The following is a 16964-nucleotide window of genomic DNA, read 5'->3' as shown; positions in this document are numbered from 1 at the left end:
CGAGGAGCCGCAGCCCGCCCGTACCGCTCCCGCGGCCGACGCGCAGACTTCCGATCCCGAGCTGGTCGTGCTCGGCGGCCGGGCGGAGCGGCGCAGGCTGGCCCGCAAGGTCAAACGGCGCAGGCGCACCCGGCGGGTCGGCGAGCTGCCGCTGCTCGTGGCGGTGGCGCTGTGCATCGCCCTGGTCCTCAAGACCTTCCTCGTCCAGGCCTTCTTCATCCCGTCGGGCTCCATGGAGCAGACCATCCGGATCGGCGACCGCGTCCTCGTGGACAAGCTGACGCCCTGGTTCGGCTCCAGGGTCGGGCGGGGCGACGTCGTCGTCTTCAAGGACCCGGGCGGCTGGCTGCGCGGCGAGTCCGCCCGGCCCGCACCCGACCCGGTGGTCGTCAAGCAGATCAAGCAGGGCCTGACCTTCATCGGACTGCTGCCCTCCGCCGACGAGCAGGACCTGATCAAGCGGGTCGTCGGCGTGGGCGGCGACACCGTCAAGTGCTGCGACGCCCAGGGCCGGGTCACCGTCAACGGAGCGCCGCTCGATGAGCCGTACGTGTCTCCCGGCAACGCCCCCTCCGAGATCATGTTCGAGGTGAAGGTCCCCGCGGGCCGGCTCTTCGTCCTCGGTGACCACCGGGCCAACTCCTCCGACTCGCGCTACCACCTCGACGAGGCCTTTCAGGGCACGATCGCCGAAAGCGGTGTGGTGGGCCGGGCCATCGTGATCGCGTGGCCCTACGGCCACTGGCGGGAGTTCGACCAGCCCGCCACCTTCCTGTCGGTGCCGGACCAGCCGCGGCGCGGCCGCCGCGGGCGTCGCGGGCCCGCTCCGTTCGCATAGTGTGTGCCAGGTCTCCCGCGCCTTACTTAGGGAACTCCCGCTCGTTAAGGGAGGGGAGGGCCCCGCCGGTTCGGCGCGGGCGGCACATCGGAGTGAGGAGTGGATGTGGGGGACGTGGCGGTAGGCGCACGATCCGGACGCGACGAGCCCGAGGAGCGGCCGGAGGCGGCCGTCGAGGGCGAGGCCCACGACGACGAGGGCGCTCCGCGCGCGCAGCGCTCCTTCTGGAAGGAGCTGCCGCTCCTCATCGGCATCGCGCTGGTGCTGGCCCTGCTGATCAAGACCTTCCTGGTCCAGGCCTTCTCGATTCCGTCCGAGTCCATGCAGAACACCCTGCAGAAGGGTGACCGGGTCCTCGTCGACAAGCTCACCCCGTGGTTCGGTTCCGAGCCGGAGCGCGGTGAGGTCGTGGTCTTCCACGATCCGGCGAACTGGCTGGACGGCGAGCCCACTCCGGACCCCAACATCGCGCAGAAGGTCCTCAGCTTCATCGGTCTGATGCCCTCGGCCGAGGAGAAGGACCTGATCAAGCGGACCATCGCGGTCGGCGGGGACACCGTGGAGTGCAAGAAGGGCGGCCCGGTCGTCGTCAACGGCAAGCAGCTCGACGAGCCGTACATCTTCCCCGGCAACACCCCTTGCGATGACAAGCCGTTCGGCCCGCTGACGGTCCCCAAGGGCAAGATCTGGGTGATGGGCGACCACCGCCAGAACTCGCAGGACTCCCGCTGGCACCAGGAGGACTCGACCGGTGGCTTCGTGCCGGTCGACGAGGTCGTCGGTCGCGCCGTGGTCGTCGCCTGGCCGGTCACCCGCTGGTCCACGCTGCCGGTGCCGGACACCTTCGACCAGCCGGGCATCGACAAGCACCCCGCGGCGACGGCGCTCGGTGCGGCCGCTCCCGCCGGTCTGGGCCTCGCGACGGCGCTGCCGATCGTGCTGTGGCGCAGGCGGAAGCTGACCGGGACGCCTACCGCCGGGTAGGGTGCCGCCCAGGTCGACGATCTCCGAGGTGCTGGGGGCGCTGTTATGGGCGGAACGCAAGGTGCGATACGTGGTGGAGACGGCCGCGGCGGCCTCGGCAATGTCTTGTCGGGGATCGTCGTGGCCGTTGGTTTCGCCCTCTTCCTCGGCGGTTTCGTGTGGGGCGCGCTGGTGTACCAGCCGTACACCGTGCCGACCGAGTCGATGGTGCCCACGGTGCAGGCCGGGGACCGGGTGCTGGCCCAGCGGATCGACGGCTCCGCGGTGCGCCACGGAGACGTGGTGATCTTCACGGATACGGTGTGGAGCGACTCGCCGATGGTCAAGCGCGTCGTCGGGCTCGGCGGCGACACCGTGCGCTGCTGTGACGCGGCCGGCCGGCTGACCCTGAACGGGAAGCCGCTGATCGAGCCCTACATCGCAGACCCGGCGTCCACGGGGCTCGCCACCGGTTCGGGCAAGGCGTCGGACGTCACCTTCGAGGTCACCGTGCCGCAGGGCAAGCTCTTCCTGCTGGGCGACCGGCGCGCGATCTCCCTCGACTCACGGGCCCACCTCCAGGAAGCCGGGCAGGGCATGGTCCCGCTCACCTCGGTGAGCGCCCGGGTGGACGCGCGGGCCTGGCCGGACCCCTCGATGCTGGCGCGGCCGACGACGTACGACGCGCTGCCGGGCGGCACCTCCCGTCCGGGCCCGCTGCGGCTCCAGCTGGCCGCGGTGGTGGCCGGGGCGGCGCTGGTGGTCCTCGGGGCCGCCTACGGGCCGCTGGCGAGGATCCTCGGGCGTACGGGACGGCGACGGGAGCGCGCCGGTGCCCGGGGGTGAGGTCCGCCAGGTGTCCCGGGTGATCCTGCTGGACCCGGCGGACCGGATCCTGCTGCTGCACGGGTTCGAACCGGACGATCCCGCCGAGAGCTGGTGGTTCACCCCCGGCGGCGGGCTGGAGGGCGCCGAGAGCCGCGAGCAGGCCGCGCTGCGGGAGCTGGCGGAGGAGACCGGGATCACCGAGGTGGAGCTGGGGCCGGTGCTCTGGCAGCGCCACTGCGCGTTCCCCTTCGACGGGCGCCGCTGGGAGCAGGACGAGTGGTACTTCCTGGCCCGGACGCAGCGCACGGAGGTCGTCACGGACGGGTTCACCGAACTGGAGCGGCGCAGCGTCACCGGAGCCAGGTGGTGGACCTCCGAGGAACTTCTCGCGGCCCGTGAGACGGTGTACCCGACCAAACTCGGCGAGCTGCTGCGCACGCTGCTCGCGGAGGGTCCGCCGGGTGCGCCGGTGATCCTGGCCCCGGAAATCGTTTAGGGGCGCGCGGGCCTGGCGCACAATAGGTGGACGCACGGCTGAAGGGGAACATGCCATGAGCGCCGAGGACCTCGAGAAGTACGAGACCGAGATGGAGCTGAAGCTCTATCGCGAGTACCGCGACGTCGTCGGGCTGTTCAAGTACGTGATCGAGACCGAACGTCGTTTCTATCTGACCAACGACTACGAGATGCAGGTGCATTCGGTCCAGGGCGAGGTCTTCTTCGAGGTCTCGATGGCGGATGCCTGGGTCTGGGACATGTACCGGCCGGCCCGGTTCGTCAAGCAGGTCAGGGTCCTGACGTTCAAGGACGTGAACATCGAGGAGCTCAACAAGAGCGACTTGGAGCTGCCGGGCAGCTGAGGGGGGAGCCTCCCGGGGTGCCGGCCCGGGACGTGAGCAGACAGCCGATTCACCCGAGAGGGTGAGTCGGTTGTCCACAACACCCGGCTTGTCCACCAAGATCCACAGTGTGCCCGGTACCGCGGGATCGTCGGTGCCGGAGGTGGTGCCGGATGGACGCGAAGGGCGTGGCACAGCGAGGGGCGTCGGCTCGGCCGACACCGGCGGTACGGGGGCCCGGGGTGCCGGGACCGGCGGTAGGGGAGCCCGGGGTCTCGGGGCTGGAGGTACGGGTGCCCGGGGTGCCGGGGCCCGCGGTGGGGACACCGGCGGTACGGGCGCCTGCGGTGCGGGGACCTTCGGTACGGGTGCCCGCGGGCCCGGCGGCGGCCCGGCAGGCGCTCGGGCGGTACGGCGAGGAACTGGCCGCCCGGCGGCTGACCGGCGCCGGGATGACCGTGATCGCCCGGAACTGGCGCTGCCGGGGCGGTGAGATCGACATCATCGCCCGCGACGGGGACGCCCTCGTCGTCTGCGAGGTGAAGACCCGCCGGGCGGGGCGCTCCGGGCACCGGATGTTCGAGCACCCCATGGCCGCGCTGCGCCCGGGCAAGACCGACCGGCTGCGGGTGCTCGCCGGCCGCTGGCTCGCCGATCACGGCGGACCGCCCGCGGGCGGGGTCCGCATCGACCTGATCGGGGTGGTGCTGCCCCGGCGCGGGGCGCCCGTGGTGGAACACGTCAGGGGGGCCGCCTGATGGGCTTCGCGCGGACCTGCTCGGTGGCGCTCGTGGGCGTCGAGGGCGTGGTGGTCGAGGTCCAGGCCGACCTCGAACCGGGGGTGGCCGCCTTCACCCTGGTCGGGCTGCCCGACAAGACCCTGGTGGAGAGCCGGGACCGGGTGCGGGCCGCCGTGGTGAACTCCGGCGCCGAGTGGCCCCAGAAGAAGCTCACGGTGGGGCTCAGCCCCGCCTCCGTGCCCAAGTCCGGCTCCGGGTTCGACCTCGCCGTCGCCGCCGCCGTCCTGGGCGCGGCGGAGCGCCTGGACCCGGCGGTGATCGCGGACCTGCTGCTCATCGGCGAACTCGGGCTCGACGGGCGGGTGCGGCCCGTGCGCGGGATCCTGCCCGCCGTGCTCGCCGCCGCCGAGGCGGGGTACCGGCAGGTGGTGGTGCCGCAGCAGTGCGCGGCGGAGGCGGCGCTGGTGCCCGAGGTGTCGGTGCTGGGGGTGCGGAGCCTGCGCCAGCTGATCGCGGTGCTGACCGACGGGGAGGTGCCGGACGAGGGGCCGCCGGACGCCTTCGGGCGCCCCGATCCGATGACGGCGGGGCTGGTGGTTCCCTGGGCCGGCCTGGGCGCGGGGCTGGCGAGCGGGGGGTACGGGGCTGGCGCGCCGCCCGACCTCGCGGACGTGGCGGGGCAGCGCGGAGCCCGGCGGGCGCTGGAGGTGGCCGCCGCGGGCGGGCACCACCTGTTCCTCACGGGGCCGCCGGGGGCGGGCAAGACCATGCTGGCCGAGCGGCTGCCCGGGATCATGCCGCCGCTCACCCGCCAGGACTCCCTGGAGGTCACCGCCGTCCACTCGGTCGCGGGCATCCTGCCGCCGGGGGAACCCCTGGTCACCGTGGCGCCGTACTGCGCTCCGCACCACTCCGCGACCATGCAGTCCCTGGTGGGCGGGGGGAACGGGATGCCGCGGCCCGGCGCCGTGTCGCTGGCCCACCGAGGCGTCCTGTTCCTGGACGAGGCGCCCGAGTTCAGCGGGCGGGTACTGGACGCGCTGCGGCAGCCGCTGGAATCGGGGCAGGTGGTGATCGCGCGGGCCGCCGGGGTGATGCGGCTGCCGGCCCGGTTCCTGATGGTGCTCGCCGCCAACCCCTGCCCCTGTGGGCGCCACACCCTGCTCGGCGCGGGCTGCGAATGCTCGCCCTCGATGGTCCGGCGCTACCAGGGCAGGCTCTCCGGGCCGCTGCTGGACCGGGTGGACCTGCGGGTCGAGGTGGAGCCGGTCAGCCGGTCCGACCTCGTGGGCCGGGGCGACGGGGGCGATCGGGGCGAGACCAGCGAGGTGGTGGCACGGCGCGTGGCCGGTGCCCGGGCCCGGGCGGCGGAGCGGCTCGCGCAGACCCCCTGGCGGATCAACGCCGAGGTGCCGGGCCACGAGCTGCGCACCCGCTGGCTCCCCGCGCCGGGCGCCCTCGCCCAGGCCGAACGGGACCTGGAGCGGGGCCTGCTCACCGCGCGCGGCCTGGACCGGGTGCTGCGCGTCGCCTGGACGGTGTCCGACCTGGCCGCCAAGGACCGCCCCGACGCACAGGACGTCGCGGTGGCCCTCGAACTGCGCACCGGCATCGTCCGCGGTGTCGCCCTCCCGCAGGGACGCGCGTCATGACCCCGGCGGCAGCGGCGGAGGAGGAGCGGCGGGCCCGCGCCGCGCTGACCAGGGTGTTGGAGCCCGGGGACGAGCGGGCCGGGCGCCTGCTGCGGGAGCGGGGCGCGGTCGCGCTGATACGGGAGCTGACCGCACCCGGCCCCGGACCACGGGAGCCGGCCGGGGGCAGCCCGGGACCACGGGACCTGACGGCGCCCGACCCCGGGTCATGGGGCCATGACGGGCCCGATGCGGGAGCGGGAGACCCGGGATCGCGAGGCCCGACGGCGCCCGGCCCCGGACCACGGGACCTGAGGGCGCCCGACCCCAGATCGCGGGGACCGGCCGGGCCGGGGCCCCGTGCGCTCGACGGCTACCGCAGGCGGGCTGCGGCCGCGGATCCCGACCGGGACCTGGCCGCCGCGGAGGCGGTCGGCGCCCGCTTCGTCTGCCCGGGCTCGCCCCACTGGCCGACCCAGCTGGACGACCTCGGCGACGCCCGCCCCGTCGGCCTGTGGCTGCGGGGCCTGCCCGACCTGCGCACCTGGGCCCTGCGCTCGGTCGCGGTGGTGGGGGCGCGGGCCTGCACCCCGTACGGCGCGCACATGGCGCAGACCCTGGCCGCCGGGCTCGCCGAGCGGGGCTGGGTGGTGGTGTCCGGGGCGGCGTACGGCGTCGACGGCGCGGCCCACCGCGGGGCGCTCGCCGCGGGCGGGGCGACGGCGGCGGTGCTGGCCTGCGGCGTGGACGTCTCCTACCCGCGCGGACACGCCGGACTGCTCGGCCGGATCGCCGAACAGGGGCTGCTGATCGGCGAACTCCCGCCGGGCAGCCACCCCACGCCGAGCCGGTTCGTCCTGCGCAACCGGGTCATCGCGGCCCTGACCCGAGGGACCGTGGTCATCGAAGCAGCCCACCGCAGCGGATCCCTGGTCACCGCCCGGCGGGCGGGGGCGCTCGGCCGTTTCGTCATGGGCGTCCCCGGGCCGGCCACCAGCGGGCTCTCGGCCGGGGTGCACGAACTGCTGCGTGGTGAAGGGGTGCTGGTTACGGACGCCGACGAGGTGGTCGAGCTGGTCGGCGGGATGGGGGAACTGGCCCCCGAGCGGCACGGACCGGTCCTCGCCCGGGACCTGCTGCGGCCGGAGACCGCCCGGGTGCTCGACGCCCTGCCGGCCGGACGGGCCGTCAGGCCGGCCGATCTCGCACATGCCACCGGCACCGGCACCGATGAAGTCATCGGCAGACTGTACGAACTTCACTCTCTGGGGTTCGTCGAACGGCAGGGCGACGATTGGAGGTTGATCAGGCACACACTTTGAGGAGCCACTCGAACCGGTGGCGCTCGGCGAGGCGGTCATTGACCTGGGGCGTTCCGGTGAAAGAGTGAAGCCGATGAGAGACGCGGTCTTCCCGGTGGCAGCCGCCGGGACCGTGCGCGCGGCGCCGGTCCCGGGCCTCCCGTGCGAGGCGGGGGGCCCCGGCGCCCCCGCGCGATCCCGTACTCTTCGCGCACCGCGACACTCTCGTCACGCTACGCTCCCAAGGAATCCGGCTCCGGCAAAGGCGAAGCATGCCCCAGCACATCTCAGGGTCTGACCGCGCTGCGGTGCCCCCCGCTGCCCGTGGCAGCGTGCGGACCACCGCGCCCTCGTCCCTGGACGTGCTCTGGCGCTCGTACAAGGAATCGGGGGACGAGCGTCTGCGGGAACAGCTGATCCTGCACTACTCGCCGCTGGTCAAGTACGTTGCCGGCCGAGTGAGCGTGGGGCTGCCGCCCAACGTGGAGCAGGCCGACTTCGTCTCCTCGGGCGTCTTCGGACTGATCGACGCCATCGAGAAGTTCGACATCGAGCGGTCCATCAAGTTCGAGACCTACGCGATCACCCGGATCCGGGGTGCGATGATCGACGAACTGCGGGCCCTGGACTGGATCCCGCGCTCGGTCCGGCAGAAGGCGCGGGCCGTCGAGCGGGCGTACGCCACCCTCGAAGCCCAGCTGCGCCGCACCCCGACCGAGATCGAGGTCGCCGACGAGATGGGCGTCGCGCTGGAGGAACTGCACGCGGTCTTCAGCCAGTTGTCGCTCGCCAACGTGGTCGCCCTGGAGGAGCTGCTGCACGTCGGCGGCGAGGGGGACCGCCTCTCGCTGATGGACACGCTGGAGGACACCGCCGCCGACAACCCCGTGGCGGTGGCCGAGGACCGCGAGCTGCGCAGGCTGCTCGCGCGGGCCATCAACACGCTCCCGGACCGGGAGAAGACGGTGGTGACCCTCTACTACTACGAAGGGCTCACCCTGGCCGAGATCGGCCACGTCCTCGGGGTCACCGAGAGCCGGGTCAGCCAGATCCACACCAAGTCGGTCCTCCAGCTGCGGGCCAAGCTCGCGGATGTGGGGCGCTGAGCCCGCACCACCTCCGTACAGTGGTCGCGTGCCCAGGATTCGAGCGGCCTCCGTGGCCGAGCACCGGACGATGCAGCGAGGCGCCCTGCTGGACGCCGCGCGCTCCCTGCTGTCCGAAGGCGGGACGGAAGCGCTGAGCTTCCCCGCCCTCGCCGAGCGGACCGGTCTCGCCCGGTCCTCCGTCTACGAGTACTTCCGCTCCCGCGCGGCCGTGGTCGAAGAGCTGTGCGCGGTGGACTTCCCCGTCTGGGCCGCCGAGATCGAGGCCGCGATGGAGCGCGCCGCGACCCCGGAGGCGAAGATCGAGGCGTACGTCCGCAGCCAGCTGGGCCTGGTGGGCGACCAGCGGCACCGGGCCGTGGTGGCGATCTCCGCCAGTGAGCTGGACGCCGGCGCCCGGGAGAAGATCCGGGCCGCGCACGGCGCTCTGATCGCGATGATCGTCGAGGCGCTGGCCGCCCTGGGCCACGAGCACCCGCGGCTGGTCGCGATGCTGCTCCAGGGGGTCGTCGACGCCGCCGTGCGCCGGATCGAGCTGGGCGCCGGCGAGGACCCGGCCGCGGTCACCGAGACCGCCGTGTCCATGGCCCTGCGCGGTGTCCGCGGCTGAACCCCGGAATCCCGGGACCGGACCCCTGAACCGCGCACCCCCGCCGTCAGGGACCCCGCGGCAGCAGCCGGGGTGCCGGTCGCGGGAGCAGGGTCAAGGGGTTCAGGTAGCTCTCGCCCGCCAGCAGGCCCCAGTGCAGGCACGGGGTCGCGCAGTGACCGCCCGCTTCGAGCACCGCGACCGGGAGCCCCGCGCTCACCTCGTCCCCTTCGGCGACCAGCGCCCGTACCGGCTCGTACGTCGTGCGCAGGCCGCCCGGCAGGGTGAGCGAGAGCACCCCGCGGCCCGCGACCCGGCCGGCGAAGTGCACCCGGCCCGGTCCCACCGCGCGGACCTCCGTGCCCACCGCGGCGGTCAGGTCCACGCCCCGGTGGCCCGCCGCGTACGGGGTGGGCGGCGGCTCCCACCACCGCGCCACCCGGAGCGGAGCGGGCACCGGCCGCCCGCCCCCCGCGGCGGACACCGGTCCGGACACGCGCTCCGGCAAAGGCCCCGGCAAGGGCGTCGGCACCGTCAAGGACACCGACGCCAGCAGGGTCGTCAGCAGCGGGATCAAGGTCTTCATGCCCCACGGTCCCGCACCCCGGAGCGCCCCCGCCGGGGCCTGTGGACAGCGGGCAGCGTGTGGATATCGGCGTCACCCGCACACCGCCGGGTCCCGTACACTTCTTGTGGCGATCCGGGTCACCGGGTCGACTTCGCACGCCCCAGCAGCGGCCCGTCAGGCCGCGTCGCAGCGTCTCTCGGTCCCCTGGTCGGGGGCAGGGCGCGGTGGGGCGTCAGGAACCAAACCGAGAAAACAAGGAGATGGCCATGGCCGTCGTCACGATGCGGGAGCTGCTGGAAAGCGGCGTCCACTTCGGTCACCAGACCCGTCGTTGGAACCCGAAGATGAAGCGCTTCATCTTCACGGAGCGCAACGGCATCTACATCATCGACCTGCTCCAGTCGCTGTCGTACATCGACCGCGCCTACGAGTTCGTCAAGGAGACCGTCGCCCACGGCGGCTCCATCATGTTCGTCGGTACCAAGAAGCAGGCCCAGGAAGCCATCGCCGAGCAGGCGACGCGCGTGGGCATGCCGTACGTCAACCAGCGGTGGCTCGGTGGCATGCTCACCAACTTCTCCACCGTCTACAAGCGCCTCCAGCGTCTGAAGGAGCTTGAGGCGATCGACTTCGAGGACGTCGCGGCCTCGGGTCTCACCAAGAAGGAGCTCCTCGTGCTCTCGCGCGAGAAGGCCAAGCTGGAGAAGACCCTCGGCGGTATCCGCGAGATGTCGAAGGTTCCCAGCGCCGTCTGGATCGTCGACACCAAGAAGGAGCACATCGCCGTCGGTGAGGCGCGCAAGCTCCACATCCCGGTCGTCGCGATCCTCGACACCAACTGCGACCCCGACGAGGTCGACTACAAGATCCCGGGCAACGACGACGCGATCCGCTCCGTCACCCTGCTCACCCGCGTGATCGCCGACGCCGTCGCCGAGGGCCTCATCGCCCGTTCCGGTGCCGCCACCGGTGACTCGAAGCCGGGCGAGAAGGCCGCCGCCGAGCCGCTCGCCGAGTGGGAGCGCGACCTGCTCGAGGGCGACAAGAAGGCTGACGACGCTGCCGAGGCTCCGGCCGAGGCCGCCGCCGTCGAGGCCGACGCCGCTGTCGAGGCTCCGGCCGCCGAGGCCCCGGCCGCCGAGGCCGAGGTCGCCGCCGAGCCCGTCGTCGAGGCTCCGGCCGCCGACGCCGAGCAGGCCTGACCCACTGAGAGCGCCCGGCGTACACCCGCCGGGCACTCCGGGCACGGACGATGACGGCGGGGGAGCCGCGCCACGAGCGCGTCTCCTCCGCCGTTCACCCGTAGATCCACGACTTCGAGAGAGAATCACAGACTCATGGCGAACTACACCGCCGCTGACGTCAAGAAGCTCCGCGAGCTGACCGGCGTCGGCATGATGGACTGCAAGAACGCTCTGGTCGAGTCCGACGGCGACGTCGACAAGGCCATCGAGGCGCTCCGCATCAAGGGCCAGAAGGGCGTCGCGAAGCGCGAAGGCCGTTCTGCCGAGAACGGCGCCGTCGCCTCCCTCATCTCCGACGACCACACCTCCGGTGTCATCGTCGAGCTGAAGTGCGAGACGGACTTCGTCGCCAAGGGCGACAAGTTCCAGGCCGTCACCAACCAGCTGGCCGCCCACATCGCCGCGTCCAACCCGGCCGACCTCGAGGCGCTGCTCGCGTCCGAGATCGAGCCCGGCAAGACGGTCCAGGCGTTCGTGGACGAGGCCAACGCCAACCTCGGCGAGAAGATCGTCCTGGACCGCTTCGCGCAGTTCACCGGCGGTTACGTCTCCTCGTACATGCACCGCACCATGCCCGACCTGCCGTTCCAGATCGGCGTCCTGGTCGAGCTGGACAAGGAGAACGCCGAGGTCGCCCGCGGCATCGCGCAGCACATCGCCGCGTTCTCCCCGAAGTGGCTCTCCGAGGACGAGATCCCGGCCGAGATCCTCGAGTCCGAGCGTCGCGTCGCCGAAGAGGTCACCCGCGCCGAGGGCAAGCCCGAGGCTGCCCTGCCGAAGATCGTCGAGGGTCGCGTCAAGGGCTTCGTCCGCGACAACACCCTGCTCGGCCAGGCCTACGCCCTGGACGCCAAGAAGTCCGTCCAGAAGGTTCTGGACGAGGCCGGTGTCACCCTGGTGCGCTTCGCGCGCATCAAGGTCGGCATCTGAGTCCGTCCGTACGCGACGGACACCGGACCCCGGTAGGGTCTGAGGCAGTCGTCCGCGTTCGCGCCGGTCGACCGCAGATCTGACGAGGAGGCCATTGCCGTAGAGGGAACCGCGAGGACCCACCGGCAATGGCCTCCTTCGTATGTGCACGAGGAGATCTCCATGAATCAGGGCGTGGACCCCCACACCGCTTCCGACGACAAGAGCGACCACGAGAAGAAGGGTCGCCGCTTCATGCTCAAGCTGTCCGGCGAAGCCTTCTCCGGCGGCGGCGGGCTGGGCGTCGACCCTGACGTCGTGCACGCCATCGCCCGTGAGATCGCGGCCGTGGTCCGCGACGGCGCCGAGATCGCGATCGTGATCGGCGGCGGCAACTTCTTCCGCGGCGCCGAGCTCCAGCAGCGCGGCATGGACCGGGCCCGGTCCGACTACATGGGCATGCTCGGCACCGTGATGAACTGCCTCGCCCTCCAGGACTTCCTGGAGAAGGAGGGCATCGACTCCCGGGTCCAGACCGCCATCACCATGGGGCAGGTCGCGGAGCCGTACATCCCGCTGCGCGCCGTGCGCCACCTGGAGAAGGGGCGCGTCGTCATCTTCGGCGCGGGCATGGGCATGCCGTACTTCTCCACCGACACCACCGCCGCCCAGCGCGCCCTGGAGATCGACGCCGAGGCCCTGCTGATGGGCAAGAACGGCGTGGACGGGGTCTACGACTCCGACCCGAAGAAGAACCCGGACGCGGTGAAGTTCGACGCGCTGGAGTACAGCGAGGTGCTGTCCCGCGACCTCAAGGTCGCCGATGCCACGGCCATCACGCTGTGCCGCGACAACAAGCTGCCGATCCTGGTCTTCGAACTGCTCGCCGAGGGCAATATCGCCCGCGCCGTCAAGGGTGAGAAGATCGGCACGCTCGTCAGCGACCAGGGCACCCGGGCCTGACACGGGCGCCCGGGGCCGGCCGGCCCCGCCAGCCTGAACCATCCATTCAAGACATGCAGGAGCACGTGGTGATCGAAGAAACCCTCCTCGAGGCCGAGGAGAAGATGGAGAAGGCCGTCGTCGTCGCCAAGGAAGACTTCGCGGCGATCCGCACCGGCCGCGCGCACCCGGCGATGTTCAACAAGATCGTGGCCGACTACTACGGCGCCCTCACGCCGATCAACCAGCTCGCGTCCTTCGCGGTGCCCGAGCCGCGCATGGCGATCGTCACGCCGTTCGACGCCTCCGCCCTGCGCAACATCGAGCAGGCCATCCGCGACTCCGACCTCGGCGTCAACCCGAGCAACGACGGCCGCATCATCCGGGTCACCTTCCCCGAGCTGACGGGCGAGCGCCGCAAGGAGTACATCAAGGTCGCCAAGACCAAGGCCGAGGACTCCAAGATCTCCATCCGCTCCATCCGCCGCAAGGCGAAGGACACCCTCGACAAGATGGTGAAGGACAAGGAGGCCGGCGAGGACGAGGTGCGCCGCGCGGAGAAGGAGCTCGACGACGCCACCGCGAAGTACGTCACGCAGGTCGACGAGCTGCTGAAGCACAAGGAAGCCGAGCTGCTCGAAGTCTGATGAACGACTCTCCCTGGCGGGCGGAGCCGGTTCCGGCGGGTCCCGCATACGATGCGCGGGTGGGCCCGCACACTCGGCCCATGCCCATCGTGCCCGATGCCGCCGGCCGTGACTTCGACGACCGGGAAGCACGCGATCCGGGGGCCGCCGACGCCGGCGGCCCCCTGTTCCGCGCCGAGACGCCGCCGCAGGAGCCCATGTCCACCCCACCTTCGCAGGCCCCGCAGGGCGCCTCGCAGCCCCCGCAGAAGAAGCGGGCCGGCCGTGACCTGCGTGCCGCCATAGGGGTCGGCATCGGCCTCGGCGCGGTGATCTTCGCCTCGCTGTTCATCGTCAAGGCCGTCTTCGTCGGCGTCGTCGTCGTCGCGGTCGTCGTGGGGCTGTGGGAGCTGACCTCCCGCCTCCAGGAGAAGAAGGGCATCCGGGCCCCGCTGGTACCGCTCGCGGTCGGCGGCGCGGCCATGGTCATCGCCGGGTACGTGCGGGGTGCCGAGGGCGCCTGGATCGCGATGGCCCTGACGGCGCTCGCCGTGCTCGTGTGGCGGATGACCGAACCGCCGGAGGACTACCTCAAGGACGTCACGGCGGGCGTGTTCGCCGCGTTCTACGTGCCCTTCCTGGCCACCTTCGTCGCGATGCTCCTCACCGCCGACGACGGCCCGCAGCGGGTGGTCACCTTCCTGCTCCTGACGGTCGTCAGCGACACCGGGGCGTACGCGGTGGGCTGGCGCTTCGGCAAGCACAAGCTGGCCCCGCGCATCAGCCCCGGAAAGACCCGCGAGGGGCTCTTCGGTGCGGTGGCCTTCGCGATGGCGGCCGGCGCGCTGTGCATGGAGTTCCTGATCGACGGCGGTGCCTGGTGGCAGGGCCTGCTGCTGGGCCTGGCCGTCGCGGTCAGCGCCACGCTGGGAGACCTCGGCGAGTCGATGATCAAGCGGGACCTGGGCATCAAGGACATGGGCACGCTGCTGCCGGGGCACGGCGGGATCATGGACCGGCTGGACTCGCTGCTGCCGACCGCGCCCGTGGTGTGGCTGCTGCTGGCGGCGTTCGTTGGTACCGGCTGAGCCCTCGGGGAGACCGGGGGAATCCGTCCGAGAGGGGCGGAACCGCCCGGGCGGTTACCCTTGAAAGGCGCGCTGCTTCTTGCGGTGCGCCTTTCGTCTTTACCGAGGAGTACCTGCCATGGCCCGCCCTGTTCCGGGAGAGCTCACTTTCGTCGCCCCGCGCGGAGCCAAGAAGCCCCCGCGGCACCTGGCCGACCTCACCCCTGAGGAGCGGCGCGAGGCGGTGGCCGCGATCGGTGAGAAGCCCTTCCGGGCCAAGCAGCTGTCGCAGCACTACTTCGCCCGGTACAACCACGACCCGGCGCAGTGGACGGACATCCCCGCGGCCTCGCGCGAGAAGCTCCGCGAGACGCTGCTCCCGGACCTGATGTCGGTCATCCGCCACATCTCGTGCGACGACGACACGACCCGCAAGACCCTGTGGAAGCTGCACGACGGCACGCTCGTCGAGTCGGTGCTGATGCGCTACCCCGAGCGGGTCACCATGTGCATCTCCTCGCAGGCCGGCTGCGGCATGAACTGCCCGTTCTGCGCCACCGGCCAGGCGGGCCTGGACCGCAACCTCTCCACCGCGGAGATCGTGCACCAGATCGTCGACGGCATGCGCGCCCTGCGCGACGGCGAGGTGCCCGGCGGTCCGGCGCGCCTGTCGAACATCGTCTTCATGGGCATGGGCGAGCCGCTGGCCAACTACAACCGTGTGGTCGGCGCGATCCGCCGGCTCACCGACCCGGAGCCCGACGGCCTCGGCCTGTCGCAGCGCGGCATCACCGTCTCCACGGTCGGCCTGGTCCCGGCCATGCTCCGGTTCGCCGACGAGGGCTTCAAGTGCCGCCTCGCCGTCTCGCTCCACGCCCCCGACGACGAGCTGCGCGACACCCTGGTGCCGGTGAACACCCGCTGGAACGTCCGCGAGGTGCTGGACGCGGCCTGGGAGTACGCCGACAAGTCCGGCCGCCGGATCTCCATCGAGTACGCGCTGATCCGCGACATCAACGACCAGGCCTGGCGCGGTGACCGTCTCGGGCGGCTGCTCAAGGGCAAGCGCGTCCACGTGAACCTGATCCCGCTGAATCCCACCCCGGGCTCGAAGTGGACCGCCTCGCGCCCCGAGGACGAGAAGGCCTTCGTCGAGGCGATCGCGCGGCACGGCGTGCCGGTGACCGTACGGGACACCCGCGGCCAGGAGATCGACGGCGCCTGCGGTCAGCTCGCCGCGTCCGAGCGCTAGGAGCACGGGGAACACCGGGAGTGCCCGGAGCGGCCGGAGTGGTCGGCCGCCCGGTGCCGGGCTGACCCGGTGGTTCGGCCGCGGGGTACCCTGTGGCCGAAACCAACTGCATATTCCGACAGGGGAGCGCCACAGCGCTGAGAGTGCGGTAACCGTCACCGCAGACCCTCTGAACCTCGCCCGGGTCATTCCGGGTAGGAAGTTCGGTCACCACTCAAGCTGTTGCGCCCTGCCCGGCGACCGCTCCCGCGTCCACGTGCGCGGGGCGCCGGGCGGGGCCGCGTCTTCTCCTGGTCATCCCAGGAGGAAGCATTTCATGAGCACCACCCAGAAGATCGCGGGCAGCGCGCTCGCCGTCGCGCTCGGCATCGCCGCGCTCGCCGCGTGCGGCGACGCCAAGGACACCTCGGCGGGCGCGGGCGACGCGGCCAAGCCCAAGACGATCACCCTCGTCAGCCACGACTCCTTCAACGTGACCCCGGCCGTCCTGAAGGAGTTCGAGCAGCAGAGCGGTTACACCGTCAAGGTCCTCAAGAGCGGCGACGCGGGCGCCGCCCTCAACCAGGAAATCCTGACCAAGGGCTCGCCGCGCGGCGACGTCTTCTTCGGCGTCGACAACACCCTGCTCTCGCGCGCACTCGACAACGGCATCTTCACCCCGTACGAGGCCAAGGGCCTCGCCGGCGTCGGCGCCGAGTACCAGCTCGACAAGGAGCACCGGGTCACCCCGGTCGACTCCGGCGACATCTGCGTCAACTACGACAAGGCGTACTTCGCCGACAAGAAGATCGCCCCGCCGCAGACGCTGGACGACCTGGTCAAGCCGGAGTACAAGAACCTGCTGGTCACCGAGAACGCGGCGACCTCCTCGCCCGGCCTCGGCTTCCTCCTCGCCTCCGTCGGCGCGCACGGCGAAGACGGCTGGAAGGACTACTGGACCAAGCTCAAGGCCAACGGCGTCGAGGTCGTCGACGGCTGGGAGCAGGCCTACAACGAGCGGTTCTCCGGCTCCGCGGGCGGCAAGAAGGCCAAGGGCGACCGCCCGCTGGTCGTCTCCTACGCTTCCAGCCCGCCGGTCGAGGTCCTGTACGGCGAGCCGCAGCCGGCCGAGGCACCGACGGGCGTCGCCACCGGCACCTGCTTCCGCCAGATCGAGTTCGCGGGCCTGCTCAAGGGCGCGAAGAACGAGGAGGGCGGCAAGGCCCTGGTCGACTTCCTGGTGAGCAAGAAGTTCCAGGAGGACATGCCCCTCCAGATGTTCGTGAACCCGGTGGTCAAGGACGCGAAGCTGCCGGAGCTCTTCACGAAGCACGGCGTGGTGATCGACAAGCCGCAGACGGTCGCCCCCGACGCCATCGCGAAGAACCGCGAGCAGTGGGTCAAGGCATGGTCTTCGCTCGTCGTGAAGTAGACGCCGCGAAGGAGTCCGATGCGGCGCCGGGGGGCGCCGCGCCGGACTCCGGCGCCGGCCGGGGCGAGGGGCCCCTCACGGGCCCCGGGCCCGGCCCCGGCCTCCCTTCC

At 71.9% G+C, this 16964-nt stretch carries 17 protein-coding genes, 1 pseudogene and 1 riboswitch; of the genes and pseudogenes, 17 read left to right on the top strand and 1 reads right to left on the bottom strand.

The genetic code is table 11. The annotated features are described in order from the left end of the window. Positions 1-73: 73 nt before the first annotated feature. The 10 genes and pseudogenes from lepB (ABZY31_RS11775) to ABZY31_RS11730 form a co-directional block, all read left to right on the top strand. Positions 74-787 (top strand): annotated as a pseudogene (lepB, locus tag ABZY31_RS11775) (signal peptidase I); the annotation flags it as partial. 165 nt (positions 788-952) lie between these two features. Beyond that, a complete protein-coding gene (lepB, locus tag ABZY31_RS11770) occupies positions 953-1822 on the top strand; it encodes a signal peptidase I (protein WP_356407916.1) in 870 nt (289 codons plus the stop codon). A 45-nt stretch (positions 1823-1867) separates the two neighbouring features. Beyond that, the gene (gene lepB / locus ABZY31_RS11765; RefSeq protein WP_356407913.1) at positions 1868-2647 is read left to right on the top strand and encodes a signal peptidase I; all 780 of its coding nucleotides are present in this window, start codon (positions 1868-1870) and stop codon (positions 2645-2647) included. Beyond that, complete coding sequence (locus ABZY31_RS11760) at positions 2634-3125, top strand: NUDIX hydrolase (protein WP_356407910.1); 492 nt, start codon at positions 2634-2636, stop codon at positions 3123-3125. Before lepB (ABZY31_RS11765) ends, ABZY31_RS11760 begins: the two co-directional genes overlap by 14 nt. Before the next feature lie 55 nt (positions 3126-3180). Further along, positions 3181-3489: a DUF2469 domain-containing protein gene (locus tag ABZY31_RS11755; protein ID WP_005311352.1), complete on the top strand. Its 309-nt coding sequence runs from the start codon at positions 3181-3183 to the stop codon at positions 3487-3489. Between the two features lie 347 nt (positions 3490-3836). Further along, entirely contained in the window at positions 3837-4226 is a 390-nt protein-coding gene (locus tag ABZY31_RS11750; protein WP_356407908.1) for a YraN family protein, read from the top strand. Continuing rightward, entirely contained in the window at positions 4226-5860 is a 1635-nt protein-coding gene (locus ABZY31_RS11745; RefSeq protein WP_356407905.1) for a YifB family Mg chelatase-like AAA ATPase, read from the top strand. Before ABZY31_RS11750 ends, ABZY31_RS11745 begins: the two co-directional genes overlap by 1 nt. Continuing rightward, complete coding sequence (dprA, locus tag ABZY31_RS11740; RefSeq protein WP_356407902.1) at positions 5857-7161, top strand: DNA-processing protein DprA; 1305 nt, start codon at positions 5857-5859, stop codon at positions 7159-7161. The genes ABZY31_RS11745 and dprA overlap by 4 nt, the downstream gene beginning before the upstream one ends. A 251-nt stretch (positions 7162-7412) precedes the next feature. Continuing rightward, entirely contained in the window at positions 7413-8246 is an 834-nt protein-coding gene (gene whiG / locus ABZY31_RS11735) for an RNA polymerase sigma factor WhiG (protein WP_356407899.1), read from the top strand. Positions 8247-8298: 52 nt separating this feature from the next. Then, positions 8299-8856 (top strand): helix-turn-helix domain-containing protein, encoded by a 558-nt coding sequence (locus ABZY31_RS11730; RefSeq protein ID WP_356408006.1) that lies wholly within the window; start codon positions 8299-8301, stop codon positions 8854-8856. A 46-nt stretch (positions 8857-8902) separates the two neighbouring features. Here ABZY31_RS11730 and ABZY31_RS11725 read toward each other — a convergent pair whose 3' ends face one another. Then, positions 8903-9421 (bottom strand): M23 family metallopeptidase, encoded by a 519-nt coding sequence (locus tag ABZY31_RS11725; RefSeq protein WP_356407896.1) that lies wholly within the window; start codon positions 9419-9421, stop codon positions 8903-8905. A 248-nt stretch (positions 9422-9669) separates the two neighbouring features. Between ABZY31_RS11725 and rpsB the strand changes: the two genes are divergently transcribed. The 7 genes from rpsB (at position 9670) to ABZY31_RS11690 (ending at position 16854) form a co-directional block, all read left to right on the top strand. Beyond that, positions 9670-10605, top strand: coding sequence for a 30S ribosomal protein S2 (rpsB, locus tag ABZY31_RS11720; protein WP_356407894.1), 936 nt, complete (start codon positions 9670-9672; stop codon positions 10603-10605). A gap of 135 nt (positions 10606-10740) precedes the next feature. Beyond that, entirely contained in the window at positions 10741-11577 is an 837-nt protein-coding gene (tsf, locus tag ABZY31_RS11715; protein WP_356407892.1) for a translation elongation factor Ts, read from the top strand. A 162-nt stretch (positions 11578-11739) separates the two neighbouring features. Next, a complete protein-coding gene (gene pyrH / locus ABZY31_RS11710) occupies positions 11740-12519 on the top strand; it encodes a UMP kinase (RefSeq protein ID WP_267011952.1) in 780 nt (259 codons plus the stop codon). A 68-nt stretch (positions 12520-12587) separates the two neighbouring features. Further along, on the top strand, positions 12588-13145 hold the full coding sequence (gene frr, locus ABZY31_RS11705; RefSeq protein ID WP_356408003.1) for a ribosome recycling factor: 558 nt from the start codon (positions 12588-12590) through the stop codon (positions 13143-13145). Continuing rightward, entirely contained in the window at positions 13145-14212 is a 1068-nt protein-coding gene (locus tag ABZY31_RS11700) for a phosphatidate cytidylyltransferase (protein ID WP_356407889.1), read from the top strand. Before frr ends, ABZY31_RS11700 begins: the two co-directional genes overlap by 1 nt. Before the next feature lie 118 nt (positions 14213-14330). Continuing rightward, positions 14331-15443 (top strand): 23S rRNA (adenine(2503)-C(2))-methyltransferase RlmN, encoded by a 1113-nt coding sequence (gene rlmN, locus ABZY31_RS11695; protein WP_356407886.1) that lies wholly within the window; start codon positions 14331-14333, stop codon positions 15441-15443. Positions 15444-15553: 110 nt separating this feature from the next. Beyond that, a riboswitch (TPP riboswitch) is annotated at positions 15554-15662 on the top strand. Positions 15663-15759: 97 nt separating this feature from the next. Next, complete coding sequence (locus tag ABZY31_RS11690) at positions 15760-16854, top strand: thiamine ABC transporter substrate-binding protein (RefSeq protein ID WP_356407883.1); 1095 nt, start codon at positions 15760-15762, stop codon at positions 16852-16854. Positions 16855-16964 lie beyond the last annotated feature (110 nt).

The organism is Streptomyces sp. NPDC006529 (genome assembly GCF_040611795.1).
In the GTDB taxonomy this organism is placed as follows: Bacteria; Actinomycetota; Actinomycetes; order Streptomycetales; family Streptomycetaceae; genus Streptomyces.
Note: the sequence above shows the minus strand (reverse complement) of the source record. Positions and strands in the feature narration are given on the sequence as shown.

Excerpts from the sequence above, each read along its gene's own strand:
- tsf (WP_356407892.1), top strand. The coding sequence starts at position 10,741 with ATGGCGAACTACACCGCCGCTGACGTCAAGAAGCTCCGCGAGCTGACC.
- ABZY31_RS11700 (WP_356407889.1), top strand. The coding sequence starts at position 13,145 with ATGAACGACTCTCCCTGGCGGGCGGAGCCGGTTCCGGCGGGTCCCGCA.
- pyrH (WP_267011952.1), top strand. The coding sequence starts at position 11,740 with ATGAATCAGGGCGTGGACCCCCACACCGCTTCCGACGACAAGAGCGAC.
- rpsB (WP_356407894.1), top strand. The coding sequence starts at position 9,670 with ATGGCCGTCGTCACGATGCGGGAGCTGCTGGAAAGCGGCGTCCACTTC.
- ABZY31_RS11725 (WP_356407896.1), bottom strand. The coding sequence starts at position 9,421 with ATGAAGACCTTGATCCCGCTGCTGACGACCCTGCTGGCGTCGGTGTCC.
- ABZY31_RS11690 (WP_356407883.1), top strand. The coding sequence starts at position 15,760 with ATGAGCACCACCCAGAAGATCGCGGGCAGCGCGCTCGCCGTCGCGCTC.
- ABZY31_RS11745 (WP_356407905.1), top strand. The coding sequence starts at position 4,226 with ATGGGCTTCGCGCGGACCTGCTCGGTGGCGCTCGTGGGCGTCGAGGGC.
- whiG (WP_356407899.1), top strand. The coding sequence starts at position 7,413 with ATGCCCCAGCACATCTCAGGGTCTGACCGCGCTGCGGTGCCCCCCGCT.
- dprA (WP_356407902.1), top strand. The coding sequence starts at position 5,857 with ATGACCCCGGCGGCAGCGGCGGAGGAGGAGCGGCGGGCCCGCGCCGCG.
- rlmN (WP_356407886.1), top strand. The coding sequence starts at position 14,331 with ATGGCCCGCCCTGTTCCGGGAGAGCTCACTTTCGTCGCCCCGCGCGGA.
- lepB (WP_356407913.1), top strand. The coding sequence starts at position 1,868 with ATGGGCGGAACGCAAGGTGCGATACGTGGTGGAGACGGCCGCGGCGGC.
- ABZY31_RS11755 (WP_005311352.1), top strand. The coding sequence starts at position 3,181 with ATGAGCGCCGAGGACCTCGAGAAGTACGAGACCGAGATGGAGCTGAAG.